This is a genomic window from Marilutibacter aestuarii (genome assembly GCF_006546775.1).
In the GTDB taxonomy this organism is placed as follows: Bacteria; Pseudomonadota; Gammaproteobacteria; order Xanthomonadales; family Xanthomonadaceae; genus Marilutibacter; species Marilutibacter aestuarii.
In genome coordinates this window covers 24125-47047 of the sequence record NZ_VICE01000148.1, presented here as the reverse complement: position 1 = coordinate 47047, position 22923 = coordinate 24125, and the positions used below count along the sequence as shown (strand labels likewise).

Annotated in this window: 22 protein-coding genes; 14 read left to right on the top strand and 8 right to left on the bottom strand. The window is 69.8% G+C overall.

The annotated features are described in order from the left end of the window. Positions 1-193: 193 nt before the first annotated feature. The 3 genes from FKV25_RS15310 to FKV25_RS15300 all read left to right on the top strand — a co-directional run bounded on the left by FKV25_RS15310 (position 194) and on the right by FKV25_RS15300 (position 2928). Positions 194-1126, top strand: coding sequence for a phosphoribosylaminoimidazolesuccinocarboxamide synthase (locus FKV25_RS15310; RefSeq protein ID WP_141519677.1), 933 nt, complete (start codon positions 194-196; stop codon positions 1124-1126). A 118-nt stretch (positions 1127-1244) separates the two neighbouring features. Beyond that, the gene (locus tag FKV25_RS15305) at positions 1245-1757 is read left to right on the top strand and encodes an Mpo1 family 2-hydroxy fatty acid dioxygenase (RefSeq protein WP_141519650.1); all 513 of its coding nucleotides are present in this window, start codon (positions 1245-1247) and stop codon (positions 1755-1757) included. A 256-nt stretch (positions 1758-2013) separates the two neighbouring features. Continuing rightward, positions 2014-2928 (top strand): DMT family transporter, encoded by a 915-nt coding sequence (locus tag FKV25_RS15300; RefSeq protein ID WP_170218666.1) that lies wholly within the window; start codon positions 2014-2016, stop codon positions 2926-2928. Positions 2929-2932: 4 nt separating this feature from the next. Here the strand turns inward: FKV25_RS15300 and FKV25_RS15295 are convergent, their stop codons facing one another. After that, a complete protein-coding gene (locus tag FKV25_RS15295) occupies positions 2933-3820 on the bottom strand; it encodes an NAD-dependent epimerase/dehydratase family protein (protein WP_141519648.1) in 888 nt (295 codons plus the stop codon). 337 nt (positions 3821-4157) lie between these two features. Between FKV25_RS15295 and FKV25_RS15290 the strand changes: the two genes are divergently transcribed. From FKV25_RS15290 to FKV25_RS15250, 9 genes are all read left to right on the top strand, one after another. Further along, positions 4158-6950: a monovalent cation/H+ antiporter subunit A gene (locus FKV25_RS15290; RefSeq protein WP_141519647.1), complete on the top strand. Its 2793-nt coding sequence runs from the start codon at positions 4158-4160 to the stop codon at positions 6948-6950. Next, the gene (locus tag FKV25_RS15285; protein WP_141519646.1) at positions 6950-7297 is read left to right on the top strand and encodes a Na+/H+ antiporter subunit C; all 348 of its coding nucleotides are present in this window, start codon (positions 6950-6952) and stop codon (positions 7295-7297) included. Before FKV25_RS15290 ends, FKV25_RS15285 begins: the two co-directional genes overlap by 1 nt. Further along, a complete protein-coding gene (locus FKV25_RS15280) occupies positions 7294-8853 on the top strand; it encodes a monovalent cation/H+ antiporter subunit D (RefSeq protein WP_281286254.1) in 1560 nt (519 codons plus the stop codon). The genes FKV25_RS15285 and FKV25_RS15280 overlap by 4 nt, the downstream gene beginning before the upstream one ends. Beyond that, positions 8850-9335, top strand: coding sequence for a Na+/H+ antiporter subunit E (locus FKV25_RS15275; RefSeq protein WP_141519645.1), 486 nt, complete (start codon positions 8850-8852; stop codon positions 9333-9335). Before FKV25_RS15280 ends, FKV25_RS15275 begins: the two co-directional genes overlap by 4 nt. Beyond that, the gene (locus tag FKV25_RS15270; RefSeq protein ID WP_425462643.1) at positions 9332-9679 is read left to right on the top strand and encodes a K+/H+ antiporter subunit F; all 348 of its coding nucleotides are present in this window, start codon (positions 9332-9334) and stop codon (positions 9677-9679) included. The genes FKV25_RS15275 and FKV25_RS15270 overlap by 4 nt, the downstream gene beginning before the upstream one ends. Continuing rightward, positions 9676-10017 (top strand): Na+/H+ antiporter subunit G, encoded by a 342-nt coding sequence (locus tag FKV25_RS15265; RefSeq protein WP_141519644.1) that lies wholly within the window; start codon positions 9676-9678, stop codon positions 10015-10017. Before FKV25_RS15270 ends, FKV25_RS15265 begins: the two co-directional genes overlap by 4 nt. A gap of 150 nt (positions 10018-10167) precedes the next feature. Continuing rightward, positions 10168-10734 carry an ATP-dependent zinc protease family protein gene (locus FKV25_RS15260; RefSeq protein WP_141519643.1) on the top strand — a complete coding sequence of 189 codons (567 nt, stop codon included), beginning with the start codon at positions 10168-10170 and terminating at the stop codon, positions 10732-10734. Continuing rightward, the gene (locus tag FKV25_RS15255) at positions 10731-12260 is read left to right on the top strand and encodes an inactive transglutaminase family protein (protein WP_141519642.1); all 1530 of its coding nucleotides are present in this window, start codon (positions 10731-10733) and stop codon (positions 12258-12260) included. The genes FKV25_RS15260 and FKV25_RS15255 overlap by 4 nt, the downstream gene beginning before the upstream one ends. Further along, complete coding sequence (locus tag FKV25_RS15250; protein WP_141519641.1) at positions 12257-13243, top strand: alpha-L-glutamate ligase-like protein; 987 nt, start codon at positions 12257-12259, stop codon at positions 13241-13243. The genes FKV25_RS15255 and FKV25_RS15250 overlap by 4 nt, the downstream gene beginning before the upstream one ends. Here FKV25_RS15250 and FKV25_RS15245 read toward each other — a convergent pair. Next, positions 13234-14187: a calcium/sodium antiporter gene (locus FKV25_RS15245; protein ID WP_141519640.1), complete on the bottom strand. Its 954-nt coding sequence runs from the start codon at positions 14185-14187 to the stop codon at positions 13234-13236. The genes FKV25_RS15250 and FKV25_RS15245 overlap by 10 nt on opposite strands. 54 nt (positions 14188-14241) lie before the next feature. After that, complete coding sequence (locus tag FKV25_RS15240) at positions 14242-14925, bottom strand: lectin (protein ID WP_246072118.1); 684 nt, start codon at positions 14923-14925, stop codon at positions 14242-14244. A 205-nt stretch (positions 14926-15130) separates the two neighbouring features. Between FKV25_RS15240 and FKV25_RS15235 the strand changes: the two genes are divergently transcribed. After that, positions 15131-15730, top strand: a complete 600-nt coding sequence (locus tag FKV25_RS15235; RefSeq protein WP_141519639.1) for a hypothetical protein — start codon at positions 15131-15133, stop codon at positions 15728-15730. A gap of 16 nt (positions 15731-15746) precedes the next feature. On the opposite strand, the gene hmgA is transcribed toward FKV25_RS15235, so the two are convergent. From hmgA to hppD, 3 genes are all read right to left on the bottom strand, one after another. Further along, positions 15747-17048, bottom strand: a complete 1302-nt coding sequence (gene hmgA / locus FKV25_RS15230; RefSeq protein WP_141519638.1) for a homogentisate 1,2-dioxygenase — start codon at positions 17046-17048, stop codon at positions 15747-15749. Between the two features lie 169 nt (positions 17049-17217). Further along, complete coding sequence (locus FKV25_RS15225; protein WP_141519637.1) at positions 17218-17583, bottom strand: DUF559 domain-containing protein; 366 nt, start codon at positions 17581-17583, stop codon at positions 17218-17220. 66 nt (positions 17584-17649) lie between these two features. After that, the gene (gene hppD, locus FKV25_RS15220; RefSeq protein ID WP_141519636.1) at positions 17650-18735 is read right to left on the bottom strand and encodes a 4-hydroxyphenylpyruvate dioxygenase; all 1086 of its coding nucleotides are present in this window, start codon (positions 18733-18735) and stop codon (positions 17650-17652) included. A 186-nt stretch (positions 18736-18921) separates the two neighbouring features. Between hppD and FKV25_RS15215 the strand changes: the two genes are divergently transcribed. Further along, entirely contained in the window at positions 18922-19416 is a 495-nt protein-coding gene (locus tag FKV25_RS15215) for a MarR family winged helix-turn-helix transcriptional regulator (protein ID WP_141519635.1), read from the top strand. A 136-nt stretch (positions 19417-19552) separates the two neighbouring features. Here the strand turns inward: FKV25_RS15215 and FKV25_RS15210 are convergent, their stop codons facing one another. After that, the gene (locus tag FKV25_RS15210) at positions 19553-21139 is read right to left on the bottom strand and encodes a peptide MFS transporter (RefSeq protein WP_141519634.1); all 1587 of its coding nucleotides are present in this window, start codon (positions 21137-21139) and stop codon (positions 19553-19555) included. 170 nt (positions 21140-21309) lie between these two features. After that, positions 21310-22893: an AbgT family transporter gene (locus tag FKV25_RS15205; RefSeq protein WP_211345462.1), complete on the bottom strand. Its 1584-nt coding sequence runs from the start codon at positions 22891-22893 to the stop codon at positions 21310-21312. Between the last annotated feature and the right edge of the window lie 30 nt (positions 22894-22923).

Below are 22923 nucleotides of genomic sequence, written 5' to 3'. Positions count from 1 at the left end.
CGGCGCCAGCGGGGCGCCCCGCGTCCCATACCGGGACACCCGCCCCGGATCCGCGCGCGCAGTGTACCTGCACCTTGGCCCGGACCGGCGTACACTGGCCGGCCCTGTCGCGTCGGCGCGGGCTTTCCGGCCCCGCCCCGCAAGGGGATGCACGCAGCAGAATCGCACGATCGGGGAATACACGTTGTCCACCATATCGACCCAGAACGTCCTGTCCGAATCCGAACTGCCGGGGCTGCCCCTGCGCCACCGCGGCAAGGTCCGCGACGTATTCGACCTGCCCCGTGCCGCCCTCCCGGACGACGCGCCCGCCGGCGATTACCTGCTGATGGTCGCGACCGACCGGCTCAGCGCCTTTGACGTGGTCCTGCCCGACCCGATCCCCGGAAAGGGCGCGATGCTGTGCCAGATCAGCAACTTCTGGTTCGGCAAGACCGAACACATCGTCCGCAACCACCTCGCCGGCATCGACGTGGCCTCGGTGTTGCCGGCCGGCGTCGACCCGGCGCCCTACTTGCAGCGCGCGGTGGTGGCGCGCCGGCTCAAGCCCGTGCCGATCGAGTGCATCGCACGCGGCTACGTGATCGGCAGCGGCTGGAAGGACTACCAGCGCACCGGCCGCATCAGCGGCATCGCGCTGCCCGACGGCCTGCGCCAGGCCGAGAAACTGGCCGAGCCGATCTTCACCCCGTCCACCAAGGCCGCGGTGGGCGACCACGACGAGAACATCGATTTCGACACGGCGGTGAAGCTGTGCGGCGCCGACCTTGCCGAAGCCGTGCGCGACGCCACGCTGCGCCTGTACCGGTTCGCCGCCGAGCACGCGGCCGAACGCGGCATCCTGCTGGCCGACACCAAGTTCGAGTTCGGCACCGACGCCGACGGTCGCCTGTACGTGATGGACGAGATGCTGACCCCGGACTCGTCGCGCTACTGGCCGGCCGACGAGTACGAGGTAGGCACCAGCCCGCCCAGCTACGACAAACAGATCGTCCGCGACTACCTGGAGACGCTGGACTGGGACAAGACCGCGCCCGGCCCGCGACTGCCGCCTGAAGTGATCGAGCGTACCCGCGCCCGCTACGCCGAGGCGCTGCAGCGCCTGGCCGGACTCAGCGTCGACTGACACCGCTGCCCGCCCCGCGTCGGGGCGGCGACGCTGCACTGCCGCGGGCGTCCCGCGCGCATTGCCGCTATCCTCGGACGCGCCCGCCATACGCCAGCGCATCCCTGCCGGAGTCGCCATGAGTACCGCCCACGACACCCCGCACGACGCCACCGCGCCACGCCGACCGATCGACGTCTGGTTCGCCCACTATTCCGGCGACCACCAGAACACCGCCAACCAGGCGATCCACGTGCTGTGCGTGCCCGCGATCCTGTGGAGCGTGATCGCGCTGCTGTGGTGCATCCCCTCCCCGGGGTCCTGGTTCGGTCCGGGCTTCTGGGCGGGCGCGGCGATGTTCGCCGCCTGGGCGTTCTACTACCGCGCCTCGCGCCCGCTCGGCTTCGGCATGCTGGCGGTGTTCGTGCTGATGGGCTGGCTGACGCGCTGGCTGCACGGCGCCCTGGGCACGACCCAGTTGCTGTACCTGGCCATCGCCGTGTTCGTGGTCGCCTGGATCGGCCAGTTCATCGGCCACAGCAAGCTGTTCGAGGGCAAGCGGCCGAGCTTCCTCACCGACCTGCGCTACCTCCTGATCGGGCCGGTGTGGGTGCTGTCGAAGCTGTACCGCAAGCTGGGATGGTCGTACTGACGCCCTGACCGCGGCGCGCGAGCCGGACGACGCATCGCGCGCCGCGACCTTGCCGGGCATGGCCACTGGCCGGCTCCCGGCCACCGCGCGCTGTCGACCGTCGCCCGCGCATGTTCTACTGGCCGCTCGCGCCACCTCCCGGGCGACGGCAGGACCCGGACGTCGGCCGCCCCACCCCGCATCCCGGATCCGGTCGGGACGGCCCGTGCCGTCCTCCACCGGACCGGCTGCCTCGCCCGCTGCCATCGGACGCCCCATGCCGACCCGCGACCTGTTCCTCGTACTGCTCATCGTCCTGGCCTGGGCGTTCAATTTCCTGACCTCGGCGCTGGCGATGCGCGAGATCCCGCCCTTCCTGTTCACCGCGCTGCGCTTCGCCCTGCTCGCGCTGCCGCTGGTGTTCTTCCTCAAGCGACCCGCCCCCGGCCAGTGGCCACGCCTGGTGGCGACCTGCCTGTGCGTGGGCGTGCTGCATTTCGGGCTGAGCTTCAGCGCGCTCAAGCTCGCTGGCGACCTGTCGTCCACCGCGATCGTCATGCAGAGCTACGTGCCGATGACGGCACTGCTGGCCTGGGCGGTCCTGGGCGAGCGTTTCGGCTGGCGCACCGGCGTGGCGATCGCAATCAGCTTCGGCGGCGTGCTGGTGCTGGGCTTCGACCCGCTGGTGCTCGACCGGCCGATGGCCCTGGCGCTGATGCTGGTCGCGGCCTTCTTCCTGGCGGCCGGTACCGTGCTGATGAAGCCGCTCAAGCAGCTCAATGCCTACAGCATGCAGGGGTGGACGGCGGTGTTCAGCGTGGTGCCGCTGCTGGCGATCAGCCTGTGGCTTGAACCGGGCGCGCTGGCACGATTGCCGGACGCGGGCGCGGTGGCCTGGTTCGGTGCGTTCTATGCCGCCTTCATCTCTTCGCTGCTTGGCCACGGCCTTTACTACGTGCTGGTGCAGCGCTATCCGGTCGCGCAGGTGACCCCGTGGCTGCTGCTGGTCCCGGTGCTGGCGGTCGGCCTGGGCATCGCCTTCTGGGGCGACCGGCCCGGGCCCAAGCTGTGGATCGGCGGTGCGATGGTGCTGGGCGGCGTTCTGGTCATCGCCCTGCGGGTGCTGCAGAAGAGCCGCGCGCCGCGCGACGCGGCCGGCCCGCACGAGATTCCGCCGACGGATACGATCTGAGCCGCTAGGGGGCGGGCGGACGCACGGGCTCGAACATCGCGGCGGTGGGCGCGAAACGGCGTGGCGCGTAGCCGAAGTCCCGCGTCGCCGGCGTCGCGTCGAACACCAGGTCCTCGCGCATCCGCGGCACCGCCGCGCCGAGCCCCCGCGCCATGCCGGCGAGGCGGGCGCCGCCCAGCAGGAGCCCGAACAGGGGCCCGGGCAACTCGATGCATCGCGCCGGCGGCGCCAGGCTGGCCAGCACGCGTGCGACCATCTCGCGATAGGTCACGGTCTCGCCGCCGGGCAGGTCGTAGGCCTGGCCGGCGCACGCGGCCACGTCGCAGCAGGCGACCGCGGCGGCGGCCAGGTCCTCGACATGCACCGGCTGGCGCAGGCCGCGGGCGCCGCTCGGCAAGGGGAACCAGCCCCGTGGACGGGCCAGCGCGGCGATCCGGCTCAGGGTGGCGTCGCGCCCGGCGCCGTAGACCAGGGTGGGCCGCAGGAGGGTCGCCGCGGCACCCCGTTCGCGGGCGCGGGCCAGGACCGTGGCCTCGGCCTCGCGCAGGCGGCGGGCGACGTCGCGCTCGGCGGGCTGGGTGGAGGCGTGCTTGGTCGCCACGCTGGTCGAACCGAAAGCCACGATCCGCGGTATGCGGACGTCGTTGCCCGCGTACCAGCGCGCGAAGGCATCCAGCGGGCCGGCACTGAAGATCGCGTCCAGGCGCTCGGGTTCGAAGCCGGCCGGCAGCGCGGGCATGGCGTCGAGCTCGCCCCGGACCCACGCCACGCCGGCCGGAGCGGCCCGGGGCTCTCGCGACACCGCGACCAGCGCCCAGCCGTCCGCGCGCAACCGGGCCAGCAAGGGCTCGCCGACCTGGCCGCTGCCGCCGAGGATCAGCGCGCGCCGCACGCAGCCCTCCGAAGGTGATCGGCAGCTGAACCGCGAGCGTGCGGCGCGGGGTCTCCGCGCCGCACGCGGGGCCGCCTGCGACGCCCGATCGCAGCGGCGCATATAAGCACGTTCGCGCGCGCGCGAGGCGGGCGCGCAGGCAGGCGAGCGAAGGAGCGCGGGCACGTCATCGCGACAGCATACCGGGGCACCCGGACGCAGCGGTCGCGCCATTGGCTTCGGGTAGAATGGCCAGTCGCGAGCACGGCAGGCCGGCCTCCGGTCCAGCCTGCCCGCCGCCACCTCCCCCACTGCCCACGCGCGGCCCGGTGCCGCGCCGCACCGACACTGGAGCGAGATGCTGCAACTGCTGCTAGCCCTGCCTTTCGTGGCCGCCCTCGGGGTGATGCTCTACCGTTCGGCGTCGCGCAGGACCACCGCATGGCTGGCCGGGCTCGCGCCCCTCGCGGGACTGGGCATCCTCGCCTCGCTGACCCCACGGGTCCTGTCCGGCGAGGTGCCGCAGGCGACCCACCCGTGGATCCCGCAGATCGGGTTGGCCTTCTCGTTGCGGATGGACGGCCTGGCCTGGATGTTCGCCCTGATGGTGCTGGCGATCGGCGCGCTGGTGGTGATGTACGCGCGCTACTACCTGGGCCGGCGCGAGGACGCGCCCAGGTTCTTCGGCTACCTGCTGCTGTTCATGGGCTCGATGCTGGGCATGGTGCTGGCCGGCAACCTGCTGCTGCTGGCGGTGTTCTGGGAGCTGACCTCGATCACCTCCTTCCTGCTGATCGGCTACTGGTCGCACAAGAACGAGGCCCGCGAAGGCGCGCGAATGGCGCTGACGATCACCGGCGCCGGCGGGCTGGCACTGCTCGGCGGCGTGATCCTGATCGGCCAGGTCGTGGGGAGCTTCGAGCTCGACGCGGTGCTTGCCGCCGGCGACGCGATCCGCGCGAGCACCCTCTACCCGGCCATCCTCGGGCTGGTGCTGCTGGGCATCTTCACCAAGAGCGCGCAGTTCCCGTTCCACTTCTGGCTGCCGCACGCGATGGCCGCCCCGACGCCGGTCTCGGCCTACCTGCACTCGGCGACGATGGTGAAGGCCGGCGTGTTCCTGCTGGCCCGGCTGTACCCGGTGCTGTCGGGCACCGACCTGTTCTTCTACGTGGTCAGCGCGGTGGGCGCGGCGACGCTGCTGATCGGCGCGTGGAACGCGATCTTCCAGCACGACCTCAAGGGCCTGCTCGCGTACTCGACGATCTCGCACCTGGGCCTGATCACCCTGCTGTTCGGCCTCTCCACGCCGTTCGCGGTGGTGGCCGGGCTGTTCCACATCCTCAACCACGCGACCTTCAAGGCCTCGCTGTTCATGGCGGCCGGCATCATCGACCACGAGACCGGCACCCGCGACATGCGGCGCCTGGGCAACCTGCGCCGTTACCTGCCGTACACCAGCGCGCTGGCGGTCATCGCGGCGCTGGCGATGGCCGGCATTCCCCTGCTCAACGGGTTCCTGTCGAAGGAAATGTTCTTCGCCCAGGCGCTGGAGCTGGAAACCGGCGGCGCGACGATGCGCATCGCGGTGGCGATAGTGGCCTTCCTCGCCGGCGCGTTCGGCGTGGCCTACAGCCTGCGCTTCGTGCACGACACCTTCTTCGGCGACGGCCCGCGGGCGGTCGAGCGCGAGATCCACGAGCCGCCGCGGTTCATGCGCATCCCGGTTGGCATCCTCGCGATCCTGTGCCTGATGGTGGGCATCGTGCCGGCATGGACGGTGGCGCCGGTGCTGGCGACCGCGGCGCGCGGCGTGCTCGGCGACGCGGTGCCGGCGTACAGCCTGGCGATCTGGCACGGCTTCAACCACCCGCTGATGTTGAGCATCGGCGGCATGATCGCCGGTGGCCTGCTCTACCTGGGCCTGCGCCGCCTGATGGACCTGCACGCCGTGGCCCGCCACGCGATGGGCCGCCACCTGTTCCGCGTCAACACGCGCGCGCTGCTGCTGGGCGCACGCCGGCTGACGTTCCGCATCACCCAGGGCAGCCTGCAGCGCTCGCTGTGGTGGGTGCTCGTGGCGGTGCTGGCGCTGGCCGGGCCGGCGACCTGGCAAGCCCTGGCCGAAGGCGTCGGCCCCAGCCAGCCGATGCCGCCGACCGGCTGGGTGCTGTGGGCGATCCTGATGGCGGCCACGGTTGCCACGGTCGTGCTGCACCGGCAGCGCCTGGTCGCCCTGCTGGTGGTGGGCGCGGTCGGCCTCGCCGTCAGCCTGGTGTTCGTGCTGTTCTCCGCGCCCGACCTCGCCCTGACCCAGTTGCTGGTGGAAATGGTGACCATCGCGCTGATGCTGCTGGCGCTGAACTACCTGCCGCAGGCGTCCGAGCGCAGCAACCATCCGGCCCGCCGCTGGCGTGACGTCGCGATCGCGCTGGTGGTCGGCATCGGCATCGGCGGCCTCGCCTACGCAATGATGACGCGACCGCTGGACACCATCGCCAGCGAACTGCTCGCGCGGTCGCTGCCCGAAGGCTATGGGCGCAACGTGGTCAACGTGATCCTGGTGGACTTCCGCGGCTTCGATACCTTCGGCGAGATCACGGTCTTCGGCATCGCCGGCCTGGTCGTGCATGCCTTGCTGCGGCGGGCGCGCATCGCCCCCGACCGCGTCATGCCGGGGGCGCCGGGTGCGTTGCCGATGCCGTCCAACCTCAGCCACCTGCTCTTCCCACTGGCACTGGCGGTGTCGGCCTACATGTTCCTGCGCGGCCACAACGCGCCCGGCGGCGGCTTCATCGCCGGGCTGGTGCTCGCGGTGCCCCTGCTGCTGCAGTACGTCCTGCTGGGCTCGCAGTACGTCGAGTCGCGCCTGGGCTTCAACTACGTGGCGTGCATCGGCGCCGGCCTGCTGGTCGCCGCCTTCAGCGGCCTGGCCTCGATGCTGCTGGGCTATCCATTCCTCACCAGTGGCCACGTCGAACCCCACCTGCCCCTGCTCGGCCCGATGCCGCTGGCCAGCGCGATGGCCTTCGACACCGGCGTCTACCTGGTCGTGTTCGGCGGCGCGATGCTGATCCTGTCGATGATGGGCACCATCCGGCCGCCGAAGGCCCCCGCGACCCCGCCCCGGAACCCACAGGAGGCCCGCTGATGGAGTTCGCCCTGGCCAGCATGATCGGCCTGCTCACCGCCGGAGGCGTCTACCTGATGCTGCGCGCGCGCAGTTTCGACGTGATCCTCGGACTGACCCTGCTGTCGTACGCGACCAACCTGCTGATCTTTTCGGCCGGCCGCCTGGTCGTGGGCAAGCCCCCGGTCCTGCGCGAAGGCGTCGCGCCGACCCTGGCGCACTACACCGACCCCTTGCCGCAGGCGCTGGTGCTGACCGCCATCGTCATCGCCTTCGCGATGACCGCGGTGACCATCGTGATCGCGATGCGCAGCCGCGCCGACAACGGCAGCGACCATGTCGACGCCGGCGACGAGGGCATGCCGTGATCGACGCCCTGCACGTCCACCTGCCCGTCCTGCCCATCCTGGTGCCGCTGCTGTTCGCCGCGGCCATGCTGCTGTCCGAGCGCCGCGGCATCCTCGTGCAGCGCGCGCTGTCGGCGGCTGGCCTGGCCTGCCTGCTGGCGATCTCGGTCGCACTGGTCGCGGTGGCCGACGAGGGCCGCATCACCGCCTACCTGCTCGGCGACTGGCCGGCGCGCCTGGGCATCGCGCTGGTGGTCGACCGCCTCAACGCCCTGATGGTGCTGACGACCACGCTGCTGGGCGCGGCCTGCCTGCTCCACGCCTGCGGCGGCTGGGATCGGCGCGCGATCCACTTCCACGCACTGTTCCAGTTGCAGCTGGCCGGCCTCAACGGCGCTTTCCTGACCGGCGACCTGTTCAACCTCTTCGTGTTCTTCGAGGTGATGCTGATCGCCTCCTACGGCCTGCTGCTCAGCGGCGGCCGCGGGCCGCGGATGCGGGCCGGCCTGCACTACGTGGTGTTCAACATCACCGCCTCGACGCTGTTCCTGATCGCCCTGGGCCTGCTCTACGGCCTGCTGGGCACGCTCAACATGGCCGAAATGGGCCAGCGCGTGGCCCAGGCCGATCCGGCCAACCTCGCGCTCATCCGTGCGGCGTCCGGGATCCTGTTGGTGGTGTTCTGCGCCAAGGCCGCGCTGGCACCGCTCTACCTGTGGCTGCCCAACGCCTACGCCCGCGCGCCGGCCGCGGTGGCCGCGCTGTTCGCGGTGATGACCAAGGTCGGCATCTACGCGGTGCTGCGCGTCTACACCCTGGTATTCGGTGGCCTGGCCGGGGATACGCCCGCGGCGATGCTGGCCGACTGGGCCTGGGCCTGGCTGCTGCCGGCCGGCGCGGTCACCCTGGTGCTCGCGACCCTCGGCGTGCTGGCCAGTTCCTCGCTGCGGATGCTGGTCGCCTTCCTGGTGATCGCATCGGCGGCGACGCTGTTCATCGCCTTCTCGCTGGGGACCACCGCCACCCTCGCCGCCGGGCTCTACTACCTGGTGCACAGCACCTTCGTCGCCGCGGCCCTGTTCCTGGTCGCGGACCTGATCCGGCGCCAGCGGGGTGCCGCCGGCGACAACCTGGACCGCAATGGCCCGCTGCGTCACAACGCCCTGCTCGGCCTGCTCTTCGCCATCGGGGCGGTGTCGGTCTCCGGCATGCCGCCGCTGTCGGGTTTCATCGGCAAGACGTTGCTGCTCGATGCCGTGCCCGCCGCGTCGATGGCCTGGGTCTGGTCGGTGATCCTGCTGACCGGCCTCTTGACCGTGGTCGCGCTTGCGCGGACCGCCAGCCAGGTGTTCTGGCGCGCCGAGCCCTGGCCGGACACCACACCGGTGCCCGCGCCCCCGGGGCGCGCGCACGTCGCCGCCGCCGTGGTGCTGCTGGGCTACGGCCTCGCGATGACGGTGTGGGCCGCCCCGGTACTGGACTACGCCGAGGCGGCCGCGCGCCAGTTGCAGTCGCCGGCGGACTACGTCGAAGCGGCACGCTCGACACGCCCGCAGCTGCGGGAGCCCTCGCCATGAAGCGGCTGATGCCTTCGATCCCGCTGAGCCTGGCGGTGCTGGTGCTGTGGCTCCTGCTGGTGGCGGACTTCTCCCCCGGCCAGGTCGCGATCGGCGCCATCCTCGGCCTGCTGCTGCCCTGGCTGGCGGGCATGCTGGAGCCCGAGCGCGCGAACTTCGGCCGCACCATCGCGATCCTGCAGCTCACCCGCCGGGTGCTGTGGGACATGCTGCTGTCCAACATCGAGGTCGCGCGCCGCATCCTCGGCCCCGAACGCGCCCTGACCCCGGGCTTCGTCTGGGTCCCGCTGGAGCTGACCAACATCCACGGCATCACCGCGCTGGCCAGCATCATCACCCTGACCCCGGGCACGGTGTCGGCTGAGCTGGCCGCGGATCGCCGCCACCTGCTGGTGCATTGCTTCAACCTCAAGGACCCCGAGGCGCAGGTCGCCGAGATCAAGGCGCGTTACGAGACCCTGCTCAAGGAGATCTTCCCATGATCCTCGAAGCGGCCACGTCGCTCGCAAGCCCGCCGCCGATGGCGCTGGCCTCCACGCTGCTGCCCGGCGACACCCTCGTGGACAAGGCGGTCACGGTGTCGCTGTACATGGTCGGCATCGCGCTGCTGCTGAGCCTCTACCGCCTGCTGCGCGGGCCCAGCGTGCCCGACCGCATCCTCGCGCTCGACACGCTCTACGTGAACACCATCGCCGCGCTGATCCTGTTCGGCATGCAGTTGCACAGCGCGGTCTACTTCGAGGCCGCCCTGGTCATTGCCATGCTCGGCTTCGTCGGCACGGTGATGCTCAGCAAGTACGTGTTGCGCCGGGACATCGTCGAATGAGCATGGCACTGGAAATCCTGCTGTCGGTCCTGCTGCTGGTCGGCAGCGGCTTCGTGCTCGTCGGCTCCTTCGGCCTGGTCAAGCTTTCGGACTTCTTCAAGCGCCTGCACGGCCCGACCAAGGCGACCACCCTGGGGGTGGGCTGCATCCTGCTGGGGTCCATCGGCTACCACGCCTGGGCCGGGGACGGCCTGGGCCTGCGCGAGGTCCTGATCACCCTGTTCCTGTTCATCACCGCGCCGATCAGCGCACACCTGATGTCCCTGGCCGCGCTCAAGCTCGAGCCCGGCCAGCGGCCGCGGGCGCCGGCGCCCACGGCGGACGGCGAGGACGACTGAGCGGAGCGGCCGGGTCCGCAGTTTCGCCGTCCCGGCACCGACCGGATGCACATTTCGGGTAGATTGCACCCCGTGCCGGGCCGAAATCCGGCCTTCGGCGCAGTAGCATTGCGCGTTTGACCCGCCACACCCATCCCGCACGGAGTGCCGATGATCCACCGAGCCCTGTTGAGCCTCTGCGCCGCCTGCCTGCTGGCGACATCGCCCGTGGCCGCGGCCGAAGACACCGCGACCCGCAAGGACATCCTTGGCTGGATCGAGTGGGTCGACGTTGGACGCGGTCCGCTGCGCCTGAAGGCGAAGCTGGACACCGGCGCGACGACGTCCTCGCTCACCGCCGAGGACATCGAGGAATTCAAGAAGGACGGCAAGCGCCACGTGCGCTTCGTGGTCCGCGACGAGGACCACGACGTCGAGGAAACCTTCGAGGCGCGCCTGGTCCGCCACGTCCGCATCCGCCGTCACGACGGTTCCACCCAGCGCCGCCCGGTGGTGGAGATGCGCATGTGCGTGGGCCACGTGAACCGCAAGGAAGAGTTCACCCTCGTCGACCGCAGTTCGTTCGTCTACCCGGTGCTGGTGGGACGCAACTACATGGAGGGCGTGATCCTCGTCGATCCGGGCGAGACCTTCATCCAGCGCCCCACCTGCAACCGGCAGGGCGCGCGCGACCCCGGGACCGACGGGCGTGACGCCAGGGCGACGGCGCGCGCATGAAACGCTGGCACCTGAGGATCCTCGCCGCGTTGCTGGCGATCACCGCGATCGGCCTGATCGGGTACAAGGCGCGCGTGCTCGGCTATCCGTTGAGTCCGTCCGACCAGGTCGAGAGCTGGGTGATCGAGGCCCGGCTCGGCTTCGAGCCCGAGAACAGCGCGATCAAGGCCGAACTCGCCATCCCGGCCGAGCCGGAGGGCTTCATCGTCCTGGACGAGAACTTCGTCTCGCGCGGATACGGCGTGCAGACCGAAACCCGCGGTGACAATCGCCTGGCATTGTGGAGCATCCGCCGCGCGAGCGGACAGCAGGCGCTGTATTACCGGGCCACGGTGGCGCGGCACTCGCGCGAAGTCGAGCCCGAGGCCGTGCCCGCGCTCGAGGAGACGCCCGAGTACGAGGGGCTGGAAAGCGAAGCGGTGCAGGCGATCCTCGACGAGGTGCGCAGCAAGTCGGCCGACATCGCGACGTTCTCATCGCTGCTGGTCAAGATGCTCGCCAGTCCGTCGCCCGACGAGAACGTGCAGTTGCTGCTCCCGCAGCCCGCCTCGCGCGAGGCCGTGACGCGCGCGGCGATCCACATCCTCGCCGGCGCGCACATCCCGGCGCGGATGGTATGGGGCCTGCGCCTGTCCGAGGGCGTGCGCGACCCCGTGCCCGAGCCCTGGCTGGAGGTCAACAACGGCGAGCGCTGGATCCCGATCAACCCGGCCGATGCCTCGCACGGCTACCCGCCGGACCTGCTGGTGTGGTGGCACGGCGACGCGCCCTTGTTTTCGGTCGAGAACGCCCGCCACGCCGAGCTGCAGTTCTCCACCAGCCGCAAGCTCGAACCGGCGCTGGACATGGTCGGCCGCAAGGGCGAGCTGATCGACTCGCCGATCATGAGCTATTCGCTGTCCACCCTGCCCGTGCACGTGCAGAACGTATACGCGTCGCTGCTGCTCGTGCCGATCGGCATCCTCCTGATCGTGATCCTGCGCAACGTCATCGGCGTGCGCACCTTCGGCACGTTCATGCCGGTGCTCATCTCACTGGCCTTCCGCGAGACCGACCTGGCCTCCGGCGTGCTGCTGTTCTCGGTGATCGTGACGATGGGCCTGGCGGTGCGCTTCTACCTGGAGCACCTCAAGCTGCTGCTGGTACCGCGGCTGGCGGTGGTGGTGATCGTGGTGATCCTGCTGATGCTGCTGGTCAGCATGCTGTCCTACCGGCTGGAGTTCGACATCGGCCTGTCGGTGGCGCTGTTCCCCATGGTGATCATGGCGATGACCATCGAGCGCATCTCCATCGTCTGGGAGGAGCATGGCCCGGCCGACGCGATCACCCAGGCGGTGGGCAGCCTCGTGGTCGCGATCGCCTGCTACCTGGCGATGTACAACGAGCGCGTGGAGTACTTCGTCTTCGTGTTCCCGGAAGTGCTGCTGCTGGTGCTCGCCTTCACCCTGATGATGGGCCGCTACACCGGTTACCGGCTCAGCGAGCTGCTGCGCTTCCGCGCGCTGGCGGCGGGCAAGCCGCGATGAGGTGGTTCGCGCTGCCCAGCGAACTGCGCCGCGCCGGCGTGCTGAGCATGAACGCGCGCAACGCGCTCTACATCGCGCGGCGCAACCCTCGCCGCCTGTATCCGCGCGTCGACGACAAGCTGCTGACCAAGCAGCTGGCACTGGACGCCGGGCTGGCGGTGCCCGAGCTCTATGGCGTGGTCTCCAGCTACCACGACGCCCGCGGCTTCGAGCGCATGCTCGATGGCCGCGAGGATTTCGTGATCAAGCCGGCCTGCGGCGCCGGCGGCGACGGCATCGTGGTGGTGTCCGGCCGCCTCGGCGACGGCTACCTGAAGATCAACGGCACGCGCATGACGCGCGAGGACATCGTCTACCACCTGGGCAACATCCTCTCGGGCATGTACAGCTTCGGCGGCCGGCCCGATCGCGCGATGATCGAGTACCGGGTCAAGCCCGATGCCGTGTTCAACACGATCTCGCACCTGGGCGTGCCGGATGTCCGGGTGATCGTCCATCGTGGCTTCCCGGTGCTGGCGATGCTGCGCCTGCCCACCCGCAACTCGGGCGGCAAGGCCAACCTGCACCAGGGGGCGGTGGGCACCGGGATCGACATCGCCAGCGGCCGGACCACGCACGGCGTCTGGCACGGGCAGCCGGTCGACCGCCACCCCGATTCGATGGAGCCGTTGGAGGGCGTCGCCATCCCCGGCTGGGACCGCATCCTGGAGCTGTCGGCCGGGGGCTTCGAGTTGACCGGACTGGGCTACCTGGGCGTCGACATCGTCATCGACCGCGATCGTGGCCCCTTGATCCTGGAACTCAACGCGAGGCCGGGCCTTGCGATCCAGGTCGCCAACCGGCGCGGCCTTCGCGAGCGCCTGGAAATCGTCGATCGCGACGCCGACATGGCGCTGGGGGCCATCGAACGCGCCGCTTACGTACGCACCGCATTCGCCCAGGCGGCCTCGCCGGAACCCGATCCGGCCGGCCCTCAGGCGTAGAGCGACACCAGCTCCATCGCGATCCAGCCCAGCAGGCCCAGCATCAGGATGCCGCCCTCGGCCCGGCTGATGCGCAGGTCGCCGCGAAGCATCGGCACCAGCATCAGCGCGAACAGCAGCGCCGCCGGCAGTTCGAAGTGGACGAACGAGGCCGCCATCGGCACGGGTTGCCAGACCGCCATCGCGCCGAGCACGACCAGCAGGTTGAACAGGCTGGAGCCGATCACATGGCCGGCGACCATGTCGCCCTGCCCGCGCCGCGCCGCGGCGATGGCGGCGGCCATTTCCGGCAATGCGGTCGCGATCGCCACCGGCAGCAGGCCGGTCAGCAGCGGCGTCATCCCCATCGCCGCGCCGATGGGCGCGGCGTTCTGGACGACGAGACGCGCGCCGAAGTAGAGCAGGACCGCGGCCACCGCGAAACGGATGAGGTTCAGGCCCAGGCCGGTCTGGGTGCGCGCGTAGGCGGATATGGCGTCCTGCACCTCCGGTGCCTCCCGCCGGGTCCGCACCAGGGCGAACGCGACCACGGCGACGAAGGCGACCAGCATGCCGGCGCCCTCCAGGCGCCCGAGCGCACCGTCCAGGCTGAAGGCGATCACCAGCAGCGTGCCCAGCAACAGGAGCAGCAGCATCGGCGACAGCGCGCGCCATCGCACCAGCAGGGGCGCGGCGAGGGCGGCCGCGCCCAGCGTGAGGCCGAAATTGACGATGTTGCTGCCGATCGCATTGCCCAGCGCCAGCGCCTGCTCGCCGGCCAGCACGGCCTGCAGGTTGACGGCGAGTTCGGGCAGGGAGGTACCGAAGGCGACCAGCAGCAGGCCCGCCACGAAAGGCGACAGGCCCAGGCGCTGGGCCAGGCCGGAGGCACCCTTGACGATCGAGTCGCCCCCGAGCGCGAGCAGGGCCAGGCCCAGGGCGAACATCACGATGGCGGTGGTCATGCGCGGCTCCCCAGGAGGACGATCGGGTAATCCTGCACGAGGATACCCGCGGAATCAGGAACAGCCTTCGACATAGTCGACCTGCGGCGCCTGGCCGACGTGCCAGCCGGTCACGCGGCCATCGGCATCGACGACGAACACGAGCACGCCCGGCTGGCCCGATACGCCGGTGACGCGCAGGTACTCGCCGCCCTCGACGTACTTGTGCGGGCGCGACTCGACCTTGCCGGCATGGCGCTGGCGGATGTCGTCGGCGGTGTCGCCGATGTGGCCGCCGCCGGGTGCCTCCAGTGTCTCGCTGCGCGCGTCGTAGCGGACGAACGTGTCGTTCTCGATCATGAACGCAACGGGCGCCCGGGCCGCATCGGTGCCCGGGAACAGGTAGTAGCACGCACCACCGGTGGGCGCGCCGGCGCCGCCCAGCGGCGTGTCCTCGTCCCAGGCGGCCTCGACCTCCTCGGCCGTCATGCCCACGCGAAGGGGTCCGTAGCCGTCCAGTCGCGCGATGCCGCCTTGCCGCGGCGGCGGCGGCAGCAGGGCCGATGCGGTGGCCGGCGGCACGTCTTCGCTGGGCTGGTCGTCGAGCGTGGGCGCCGCCGCATCGGGCGCCTCGTCGGCCGGCGACGCGGTCGATGCGCCCTCCCCCGCGCCCGGAGCGTCGGTGGTCTCGGGAGCATTGCAGGCCGCCAGTGCAAGCACCGCCAGGAGGGAGAGAACGATCGTGGCCCAGGACTTCATCGGATACCTCGTGGATCGCGGGACCGCCCCGGGCACCGGCAGGCAGCCGGGGCGGATATCGACGCACAGCCTACCCCGAACGCTTGTGCAGCCGGCGTGGAGCCGCCACGCCGGCGTGCGCAAACGCGTCGAAGAGCCCGTGTCATCGCGATTTCACCGCGCGCGTGTAAGGTCCGGACGCGCCAACAGGGGGATCGCCGCTTTGATGCTCAACAAGACGCCGAGGGCGCACGCAGCGCTGTCCGACCGCTCCGATGCGCTCACTGCCTTCGAGCGCCGGGTCCTCATCATCTGCGACGGCAACCGCACGCTCGACCAGGTGCGGGGGCTGCTCGGCATCGAGGCAACGGCGGCCGTGCGCCGCCTGCTGGCGGAGGAGTACCTGAGCGGTGTCGCGCCCCCCCGGGGCGTGCTGGGCCAGGCGCTGACGGCGCTCCGCGGGGAACGCAGGCCGTCCCAGGCGAGCGTGCCATCCACGCCCGACCCGGGCGGCGGGCGGCATCCGCCCGGGGCGGACGCGGGGTTGGCGCGCCGGCGGTCGGTGGTCGCTGCGAAGATGTACGTGATCGGCCTGCTGCAGTTGCAGCGCAACCCGGAGGCGGTGGCGCAGGCTGCGCTGTTGCAGACGTGTCGGGAATCGGAGGCGATCATGGACGCGATCGCGGAGTCGCTCGATTGCATCGCCGCCACCTGCAACCCGTCCTACACCCAGCGGGTGGTCGAGCGCCTGCGGGAGATCACTCCCGAGGCGCTGCTGGCACGCCTGCCGCATGCCCCCGGCGCGGCGATGGCCGCCGACGCCTGACGCCGCCGGTGCCGCGTCAGGCCGGGGGCGCGAAGTGCTTGCCCAGGCCGGCCCAGCACGCCTGGTAGTCGCGCTGCCGGTGTGCGGCCTCCAGCGCCTGCGCGGTGGGACGGATCACCGCCCGCGACTCGAACATGAAGGCCATCGTGCCCTCGATCACATCGGGCCTGGACAGATCCGCGGCGCTCGCCTTCTCGAAGGTCGCTGCGTCGGGCCCATGCCCGGTCATCGAGTTGTGAAGCGACGCGCCGCCGGGCGAGAAGCCATCGGCCTTGGCGTCGTAGACGCCGTGGATCAGGCCCATGAACTCGCTGGCGATGTTGCGATGGAACCACGGCGGCCGGAACGTGTCCTGGGCCACCAGCCAGCGCGGTGGGAAGATCACGAAGTCCAGGTTGCTCGTCCCCGGCGTATCGCTGGGCGAATGCAGTACCAGGAAGATGCTCGGGTCGGGGTGGTCGTAGCTGATCGAGCCGATCGTGTTGAACCGGCGCAGGTCGTACTTGTACGGCGTGTAGTTGCCGTGCCAGGCGACCACGTCCAACGGCGAGTGGCCGATGGCGGCGCGCCACAGATGGCCCTGGAACTTGGCGACGAGCTCGAAATCGCCCTCGCGGTCCTCGAACGCCGCGTTCGGGGCGAGGAAGTCGCGCGGATTGGCCAGGCCGTTGCTGCCGATCGGACCCAGGTCGGGCAGTTTGAGCGATGCGCCGAAGTTCTCGCAGACATAGCCTCGGGCCTGCCCGTCGGGCAGGGCCACGCTGAAGCGCACGCCGCGCGGGATCACTGCGATCTCCTGCGGCTCGACCTCGAGCACGCCCATCTCGGTGGCGATGCGCAGGCGGCCTTCCTGCGGCAGGACCAGCAGCTCGCCGTCGGCGTCGTAGAAGTAGCGTCCGTCCATGTCGCGGTTCGCGGCGTATACGTGCACGCCGATCCCGTGCTGGGCGGCGGGCGAGCCGTTGCCGGCCATGGTGAACAGGCCGTCGAGGAAGTCCGTCGCCGCCTCGGGCATGGGCATGGGATTCCAGCGAAGCTGGTCCGGCGTCACCGGCCCGTCGCCGAAGCGGCTGTGCAGGCGCGGCTGCTGGATCAGCTCGAAGCGACCGTGCATCGCCGCCGGCCGGATCCGATAGAGCCAGCTCCTGCGGTTCTCGCTGCGGGGGGCGGTGAAGGCGGTGCCGGACAACTGTTCGGCATACAGGCCGTGCGCGACCCGCTGCGGCGAGTTGCGCCCGACCGGCAGGGTGCCGGGCAGGGCTTCGGTGGCGAACTCGTTGCCGAAGCCGGACTGGTAACCGTTGCTCTTGACGGACATGGCCAAAGTCTCGCTCGTGTTACCCCTCTCCGGCCGGGAGAGGGGAAGGGGTGAGGGGCCGGCGGCCGAGGGTGTTGAACGTCGCCGCGACCACGCTTTCAGGCTGATACAGGGTCTCGTTGTTCCAGGAATGCAGCATGAGGACATCTCGCTGGAGTCAGCCCTCTCCCTACTGGAGAGGGGAGGGGGTGAGGGTTCGCCGGCCGGCGAAGCGCAAGGTTGCCTCGATCACCGCTTCCGGTTGCGCAAGCGCCTCGCTTTCCCAGAACCCCATGACGGTGAGTCCCTTCGATTCCAGGTCGCGAGTTCGCCCCGCATCCATCCCAGCGTCATGCCGGGATCCCTCCAACTCCACTACAAGCTTCAACGCTTCGCAATAGAACTCGACGATGCAGGGTGGAACGGGATGCTGACGGCGTAACCTGAGTCCACTGAGCTGGCCTGCGCGAAGCCGACGCCATGGCGCCCGCTCCGGATCCGTCTGCTGGCCCCTCGCGGACGACCGTGTCCTCGTCGGCAATGGCGGGTTGCTCATCCCTGGGCACCGCACGCTCGACCCAACCCCTCTCGCGTGGGGAGAGGGGCCAAGGACGTCATGCCGTCAAAGCACGCCGCGCTTCATCTGGTCGCGCTCGATGCTCTCGAACAGCGCCTGGAAGTTGCCTTCGCCGAAGCCTTCGTTGCCCTTGCGCTGGATGATCTCGAAGAAGATCGGGCCGAATGCGTTCTGGGTGAAGATCTGCAGCAGTTTGCGCTGCTTGGTCTCCGGGTCGGCGTCGATCAGGATCTTGTTTCGCGCCAGCCGCGGCACGTCCTCGCCGTGACCGGGCACGCGCTGCTCGATCACGTCGAAGTACGTGTCGGGCGTGTCGAGGAACTCGATGCCGCGCTCGCGCATCTTCTCGACCGAGGCATAGATGTCATCGGTGAACAGGGCGATGTGCTGGATGCCCTCGCCCTTGTAGTCGCGCAGGTACTCGTTGATCTGGCTCTTCTCGTCGCTGGACTCGTTGAGGGGAATGCGCACGATGCCGTCCGGCGCGGTCATCGCCTTCGACAGCAGGCCGGTCTTGGCGCCCTTGATGTCGAAGTAGCGGATCTCGCGGAAGTTGAACAGCTTCTCGTAGTAGTCCGACCACTTCTGCATGTTGCCCAGGAACAGGTTGTGGGTCAGGTGGTCGATGAAGGTGAGCCCGAAACCGGCCGGGTGCTGGTCCACGCCGGGCAGCGGCTCGTAGTCCGCGTACAGGTCGCCCTGGGCGTCGTCGACGAGGTACAGCATGCAATCGCCGATGCCCTTGATCGCCCGCGCGTCGACCGCGCCGGTCTCGGGCTTGAAGTCGATCTTCTCGCCGCCGTTGGCCAGCACGTGCTCGAGCACCTCGGCGGTCGGCTTGCGGAAGCGGATCGCGAAGCCGCAGGCGGACGGGCCGTGCTTGCCGGCGAAGTCGGACGCGAAGGAGTCGGCCGACTCGTTGAGCAGGAAGTTGATCGTGCCCTGGCGGAACAGCGTGATGTCGCGCGAGGTGTGCCGGGCGACCGCGGTGAAGCCCAGGTTCTCGAGGTAGGCGCGCATGCGCGCGCCCTCGCCCGCCGGCGCGGCGAATTCGACGAACTCGAAGCCGTTGATCCCCATCGGGTTCTCGAAGGTGGTGACTTCCATGCCGAGGTTGGGCTGGGCGCTCATGGCGAACTCCTGGAGTAAAGGCGAAAAAAGGCGACCGAAGTGCCACGCGCCCCGGCGGGGCCCGGCACGAATGGACGGGTTGTATGCTCGGGGCCGCCCCCGGATGATCGGGGTCGCGGCGGGCCGGGCCTGCCCCTCCTTTATAGTTACAAATGAAACCATGCGCAAGGTGCGATAGTCCCGAACATGAACAACACGCGGCCCCCACACGCCCCGCACGGGCATGCCCAGCTCGACCTGGAACAGTTCCTGCCCTACCGCCTCTCCGTGCTGTCGAACCGCGTCAGCAGCGCGATCGCGCAGGTGTATTCGGACCGCTTCGCGCTCAGCATCACCGAGTGGCGGGTCATGGCCGTGCTCGGTCGCTATCGCGACCTGTCGGCCAACGAGGTCGCCCAACGCACCGCGATGGACAAGGTCGCGGTCAGCCGCGCGGTCTCGCGCCTGGTCGAGTCCGGCCGCCTGGTGCGGGAAATGCATGACGACGACCGCCGCCGCTCGGTGCTGCGCCTGAGCGAGGACGGGTACCGGATCTACGATGAGGTCGCGCCGCTGGCGCTGGATTTCGAGCGTCGCCTGCTCGGCGGCATCGACGCCGCCGAACGCGAGTTGCTGTTCGCCCTGCTCGACCGGCTCGACGAACTCGAACTGCAGGCCGAGGCCGAGGCGGCGGGCGGTTGAACCGACGGCATCGGCCCTGCCCGGCCGATGCCGCTGCCACTGGCAGGACGCAAAAGAAAAGCGCCCCGAGGGGCGCTTTCTGCTTCCCTGGGCAGGGCCCGGCGGGCGGGCCCTGCGTGCAGGCGTCGCGCCTTGCCTATTCCTTGCGTGCCTCTTCGACGCTCATGCCGGCCGCGGCAGGCTCGCCGAGTTCGCGCGCGCCTGCAGGGGCACCGCCGTCGTCGGAGAGGGTATCGAGGTGCATCAGGCGGCGCACCAGCGGCGACAGGGCCACCATCACCACGCCGACCACCACGGCGGTCCAGCCGACCGTCGAGTACACCTCGGTCACCTGCTCGGGACCCGCACCCTCGGCACCGGTCGCCGCGGCGATCAGGCCGGCGGCGAAGTTGCCGGTCGCCGACGCGAAGAACCAGGTGCCCATGATCAGGCTGGCCATGTGGGCCGGGGCCAGGCGGTTCATCGCCGACAGGCCCACCGGCGACAGGCACAGCTCACCCATCGTGTGCAGCAGGTAGATCAGGAAGATGAACAGCACCGGCGTGGCATTTCCCGTGCCGGCCGCGGCGGCGCCGGCGACGAGCACCAGGAAGCCCAGGCCCAGCTGCACGACGCCCAGGCCGAACTTGGCCGGCGCGGATGGCTCCAGCTTGTGCCGGGCCAGCCACATCCAGAGCATCGCGAAGACGGGACCCAGCATCACGATGTAGATCGCGTTGAGCGACTGGAACATCGACGCCGGCACTTCCCAGCCGAAGATGTGGCGGTCCACCGAGCGGTCGGTGTAGAGATTCAGCGAAGAACCGGCCTGCTCGAACAGCGCCCAGAACAGGATCGAACCCAGGATCAGGTACATCGCGGCCAGGATCCGGTCGCGATCGTGCTTGGGCAGTTTGAACACCGCCGTGAACAGCACGTAGCCGACGAGGATGAGGCCGGCGACGCCCAGCAACCAGCCCACCGCGTCCTGGTGCTGGATCAGGAACCACACCACGCCCACCGAGAGCACGCTCAGCAGGTACAGCATCCACTCGAAGCTGAGACCCGCCACGCGCTGCTTGAGGCGCTCGGGATTGCTCGACTCGCCACGCCCCAGGAGCAGCGGCTTGCCCCAGACGAACACCACCAGGCCCAGCAGCATGCCGACGCCCGCGGCACCGAAACCGTAGGCCCAGCCGTAGGTCTGGCCCAGGTAACCGGCGACCAGCGAACCCAGCGCCGCACCCAGGTTGATGCCCATGTAGAAGATCGTATAGGCCGGGTCGCGGCGAATGTCGGTGCGCGGATAGAGCTGCCCGACGATCACCGAGATGTTCGCCTTCAGGAAGCCCGAGCCCACGATGATGAATGCCAGCGCCAGCCAGAAGATGTTGAGCGCCGCGCTGCCCTGCCCGCCATCGCCCTCGAAGGCCATCAGGAAGTGGCCGAAGGTCAGCAGGACCGCGCCGAACAGCACGGCCTTGCGCTGGCCCAGGTAGCGGTCGGCGAGATAGCCGCCGATCACCGGCGTGATGTAGACCAGCGCGGTGTAGGCGCCGTAGATCACCGAGGCTTCGCTGTCGCTGAACAGCCAGTGCTGCACGAGGTAGAAGATCAGCAGCGCGCGCATGCCGTAGTAGGAGAAGCGCTCCCACATCTCGGCGAAGAACAGTACGAACAGGCCACGCGGATGGCCGAGGAAGGTCTTGCCCTCTTCGAGGGAAGGCGTCGGGTTGGAACTCATGGACTACGGACTCCTGCTGGCATCGTTCGATGCGGCCTGAATGGGATCAGGTCATGCCAACGGGCTCCCCCGGACCGGCACAACAGCGGCAAGGTGTAACCGCTAGGCGATGTTGGCGTCAAACCCGCCGCGATGCTTGCTGCAGTGCAGCAAGACGCCGCGAACGACGATCATGCCGCCGGATAGGCGTGGCTGGCCCCTATGCCCAACGGGATCCCCAGCGCCCAGAAGCCCAGCAGGAACGCGGTCCACAGCGCCAGCAATGCGATCGAGAACGGCAGCATGAGCGCGATCAGGGTGCCGATCCCGCTGGACTTCACGTATTTCTGGCAGAACACCACGATCAACGGGAAATACGGCATCAGCGGCGTGATGATGTTGGTGCTCGAATCGCCCACGCGGTAGGCCGCCTGGGTCAGGTCCGGGGATACGCCGAGCTGCATCAGCATCGGCACCATCACCGCGCCGATCAGCGCCCATTTGGCCGACGCCGAGCCGACCAGCAGGTTGACGAAGCCCGACAGCAGCACGATCCCGACCAGGGTCACCCCCATCGGCAGGTTCATGGCCTGGAGCCAGCCAGCCCCTTCGATGGCGAGCAGCGCGCCCAGGTTGGACTGGGCGAAGGCGTAGATGAACTGGGCGCAGAAGAAGGCCATCACGATGTAATAGCCCATCCCGCTCATCGCCTTGCTCATGCCCTTGATGACGTCGCGATGCGAGGTGACGGTGCCCGCCAGGCAGCCGTAGACGACGCCCGGCACCAGGAAGAACACGAAGATCAGCGCCACGATCGAGCGCATCAGGGGCGCGGCGGCGGTCAACAGCGGGTTCATGCCGGGCAGCACGTCGTCGCCGGACGCCGCCCAGGGCGTACCCGGCACCAGCAGGGTCGCCACGAACGCCAGGATCGTCACCACGATCGCCACCCCCGACCAGAGCAGGGCGCGGGATTCGGCGGGCTGCAGCGCGTCCATCGTCGGCATCGCGGCAGGATCGCCATCGACCTCGGTGGCCTTCAGGCGCGGCTCGATCACCCGGTCGGTGAGGAACCAGCCCACCGCCACCACCAGCACCACCGATGCCGTGGTGAAGAAGTAGTTGTTCAGCGGATTCACCACTACGCCCGGGTCGGTGATGTGGGCCGCTGCCTGGGTCAGCCCCGCCAGCAGCGGGTCCAGGCTGGAAGGCACGCCCATGGTCGCGGAGAAGCCGCCGGACACGCCCGCGAAGGCCGCCGCGATGCCCGCCAGGGGATGCCTGCCGGCGGCATAGAAGATCACCGCGCCCAGGGGGATCACCAGCACGTAGCCTGCATCGACCGCGACGTGGCTGAGGATGCCGACGCCGATCAGCACCGGGGTCAGCAGCAGCCGGGGAGTGACCGCCAGGATCGCCCGCAGCATCGCGTTGATGAAGCCGGTGTGCTCGGCCACGCCCAGCCCGAGCATCGCCACCAGCACCACGCCCAGCGGCGGGAAGTTGACGAAGGTCGGCACCATCTGCGCCATGAATTCGACCAGCGCACTGCCGCTGAGCATGTTGCGGATGCGGATCGCCTCGCCGCTGCGCGGATCGATGGCCTCGAAGCTCACGTTCGACAGCATCGCCGACACCACCCAGACCAGGAGCATGAGCAGCAGGAACAGCATCGCCGGGTCCGGCAGGCGGTTGCCGACGCGCTCCACGGCGTCCAGGAAACGGGTGACGTAGCCGCGCGCAGGCAGGGCGGGGGCAGGCGGATTCGAGGACACGGAAACTCCTTTGAGCGGCGCCCGGGCAGA

What these genes read in the sequence shown, in the direction of transcription:
- FKV25_RS15305 (WP_141519650.1), top strand. Translation starts at nt 1,245, where the DNA reads ATGAGTACCGCCCACGACACCCCGCACGACGCCACCGCGCCACGCCGA.
- FKV25_RS15300 (WP_170218666.1), top strand. Translation starts at nt 2,014, where the DNA reads ATGCCGACCCGCGACCTGTTCCTCGTACTGCTCATCGTCCTGGCCTGG.
- FKV25_RS15290 (WP_141519647.1), top strand. Translation starts at nt 4,158, where the DNA reads ATGCTGCAACTGCTGCTAGCCCTGCCTTTCGTGGCCGCCCTCGGGGTG.
- FKV25_RS15285 (WP_141519646.1), top strand. Translation starts at nt 6,950, where the DNA reads ATGGAGTTCGCCCTGGCCAGCATGATCGGCCTGCTCACCGCCGGAGGC.
- FKV25_RS15275 (WP_141519645.1), top strand. Translation starts at nt 8,850, where the DNA reads ATGAAGCGGCTGATGCCTTCGATCCCGCTGAGCCTGGCGGTGCTGGTG.
- FKV25_RS15270 (WP_425462643.1), top strand. Translation starts at nt 9,332, where the DNA reads ATGATCCTCGAAGCGGCCACGTCGCTCGCAAGCCCGCCGCCGATGGCG.
- FKV25_RS15265 (WP_141519644.1), top strand. Translation starts at nt 9,676, where the DNA reads ATGAGCATGGCACTGGAAATCCTGCTGTCGGTCCTGCTGCTGGTCGGC.
- FKV25_RS15260 (WP_141519643.1), top strand. Translation starts at nt 10,168, where the DNA reads ATGATCCACCGAGCCCTGTTGAGCCTCTGCGCCGCCTGCCTGCTGGCG.
- FKV25_RS15255 (WP_141519642.1), top strand. Translation starts at nt 10,731, where the DNA reads ATGAAACGCTGGCACCTGAGGATCCTCGCCGCGTTGCTGGCGATCACC.
- FKV25_RS15250 (WP_141519641.1), top strand. Translation starts at nt 12,257, where the DNA reads ATGAGGTGGTTCGCGCTGCCCAGCGAACTGCGCCGCGCCGGCGTGCTG.
- FKV25_RS15245 (WP_141519640.1), bottom strand. Translation starts at nt 14,187, where the DNA reads ATGACCACCGCCATCGTGATGTTCGCCCTGGGCCTGGCCCTGCTCGCG.
- FKV25_RS15240 (WP_246072118.1), bottom strand. Translation starts at nt 14,925, where the DNA reads ATGAAGTCCTGGGCCACGATCGTTCTCTCCCTCCTGGCGGTGCTTGCA.
- FKV25_RS15235 (WP_141519639.1), top strand. Translation starts at nt 15,131, where the DNA reads ATGCTCAACAAGACGCCGAGGGCGCACGCAGCGCTGTCCGACCGCTCC.
- hmgA (WP_141519638.1), bottom strand. Translation starts at nt 17,048, where the DNA reads ATGTCCGTCAAGAGCAACGGTTACCAGTCCGGCTTCGGCAACGAGTTC.
- FKV25_RS15225 (WP_141519637.1), bottom strand. Translation starts at nt 17,583, where the DNA reads ATGAGCAACCCGCCATTGCCGACGAGGACACGGTCGTCCGCGAGGGGC.
- hppD (WP_141519636.1), bottom strand. Translation starts at nt 18,735, where the DNA reads ATGAGCGCCCAGCCCAACCTCGGCATGGAAGTCACCACCTTCGAGAAC.
- FKV25_RS15215 (WP_141519635.1), top strand. Translation starts at nt 18,922, where the DNA reads ATGAACAACACGCGGCCCCCACACGCCCCGCACGGGCATGCCCAGCTC.
- FKV25_RS15210 (WP_141519634.1), bottom strand. Translation starts at nt 21,139, where the DNA reads ATGAGTTCCAACCCGACGCCTTCCCTCGAAGAGGGCAAGACCTTCCTC.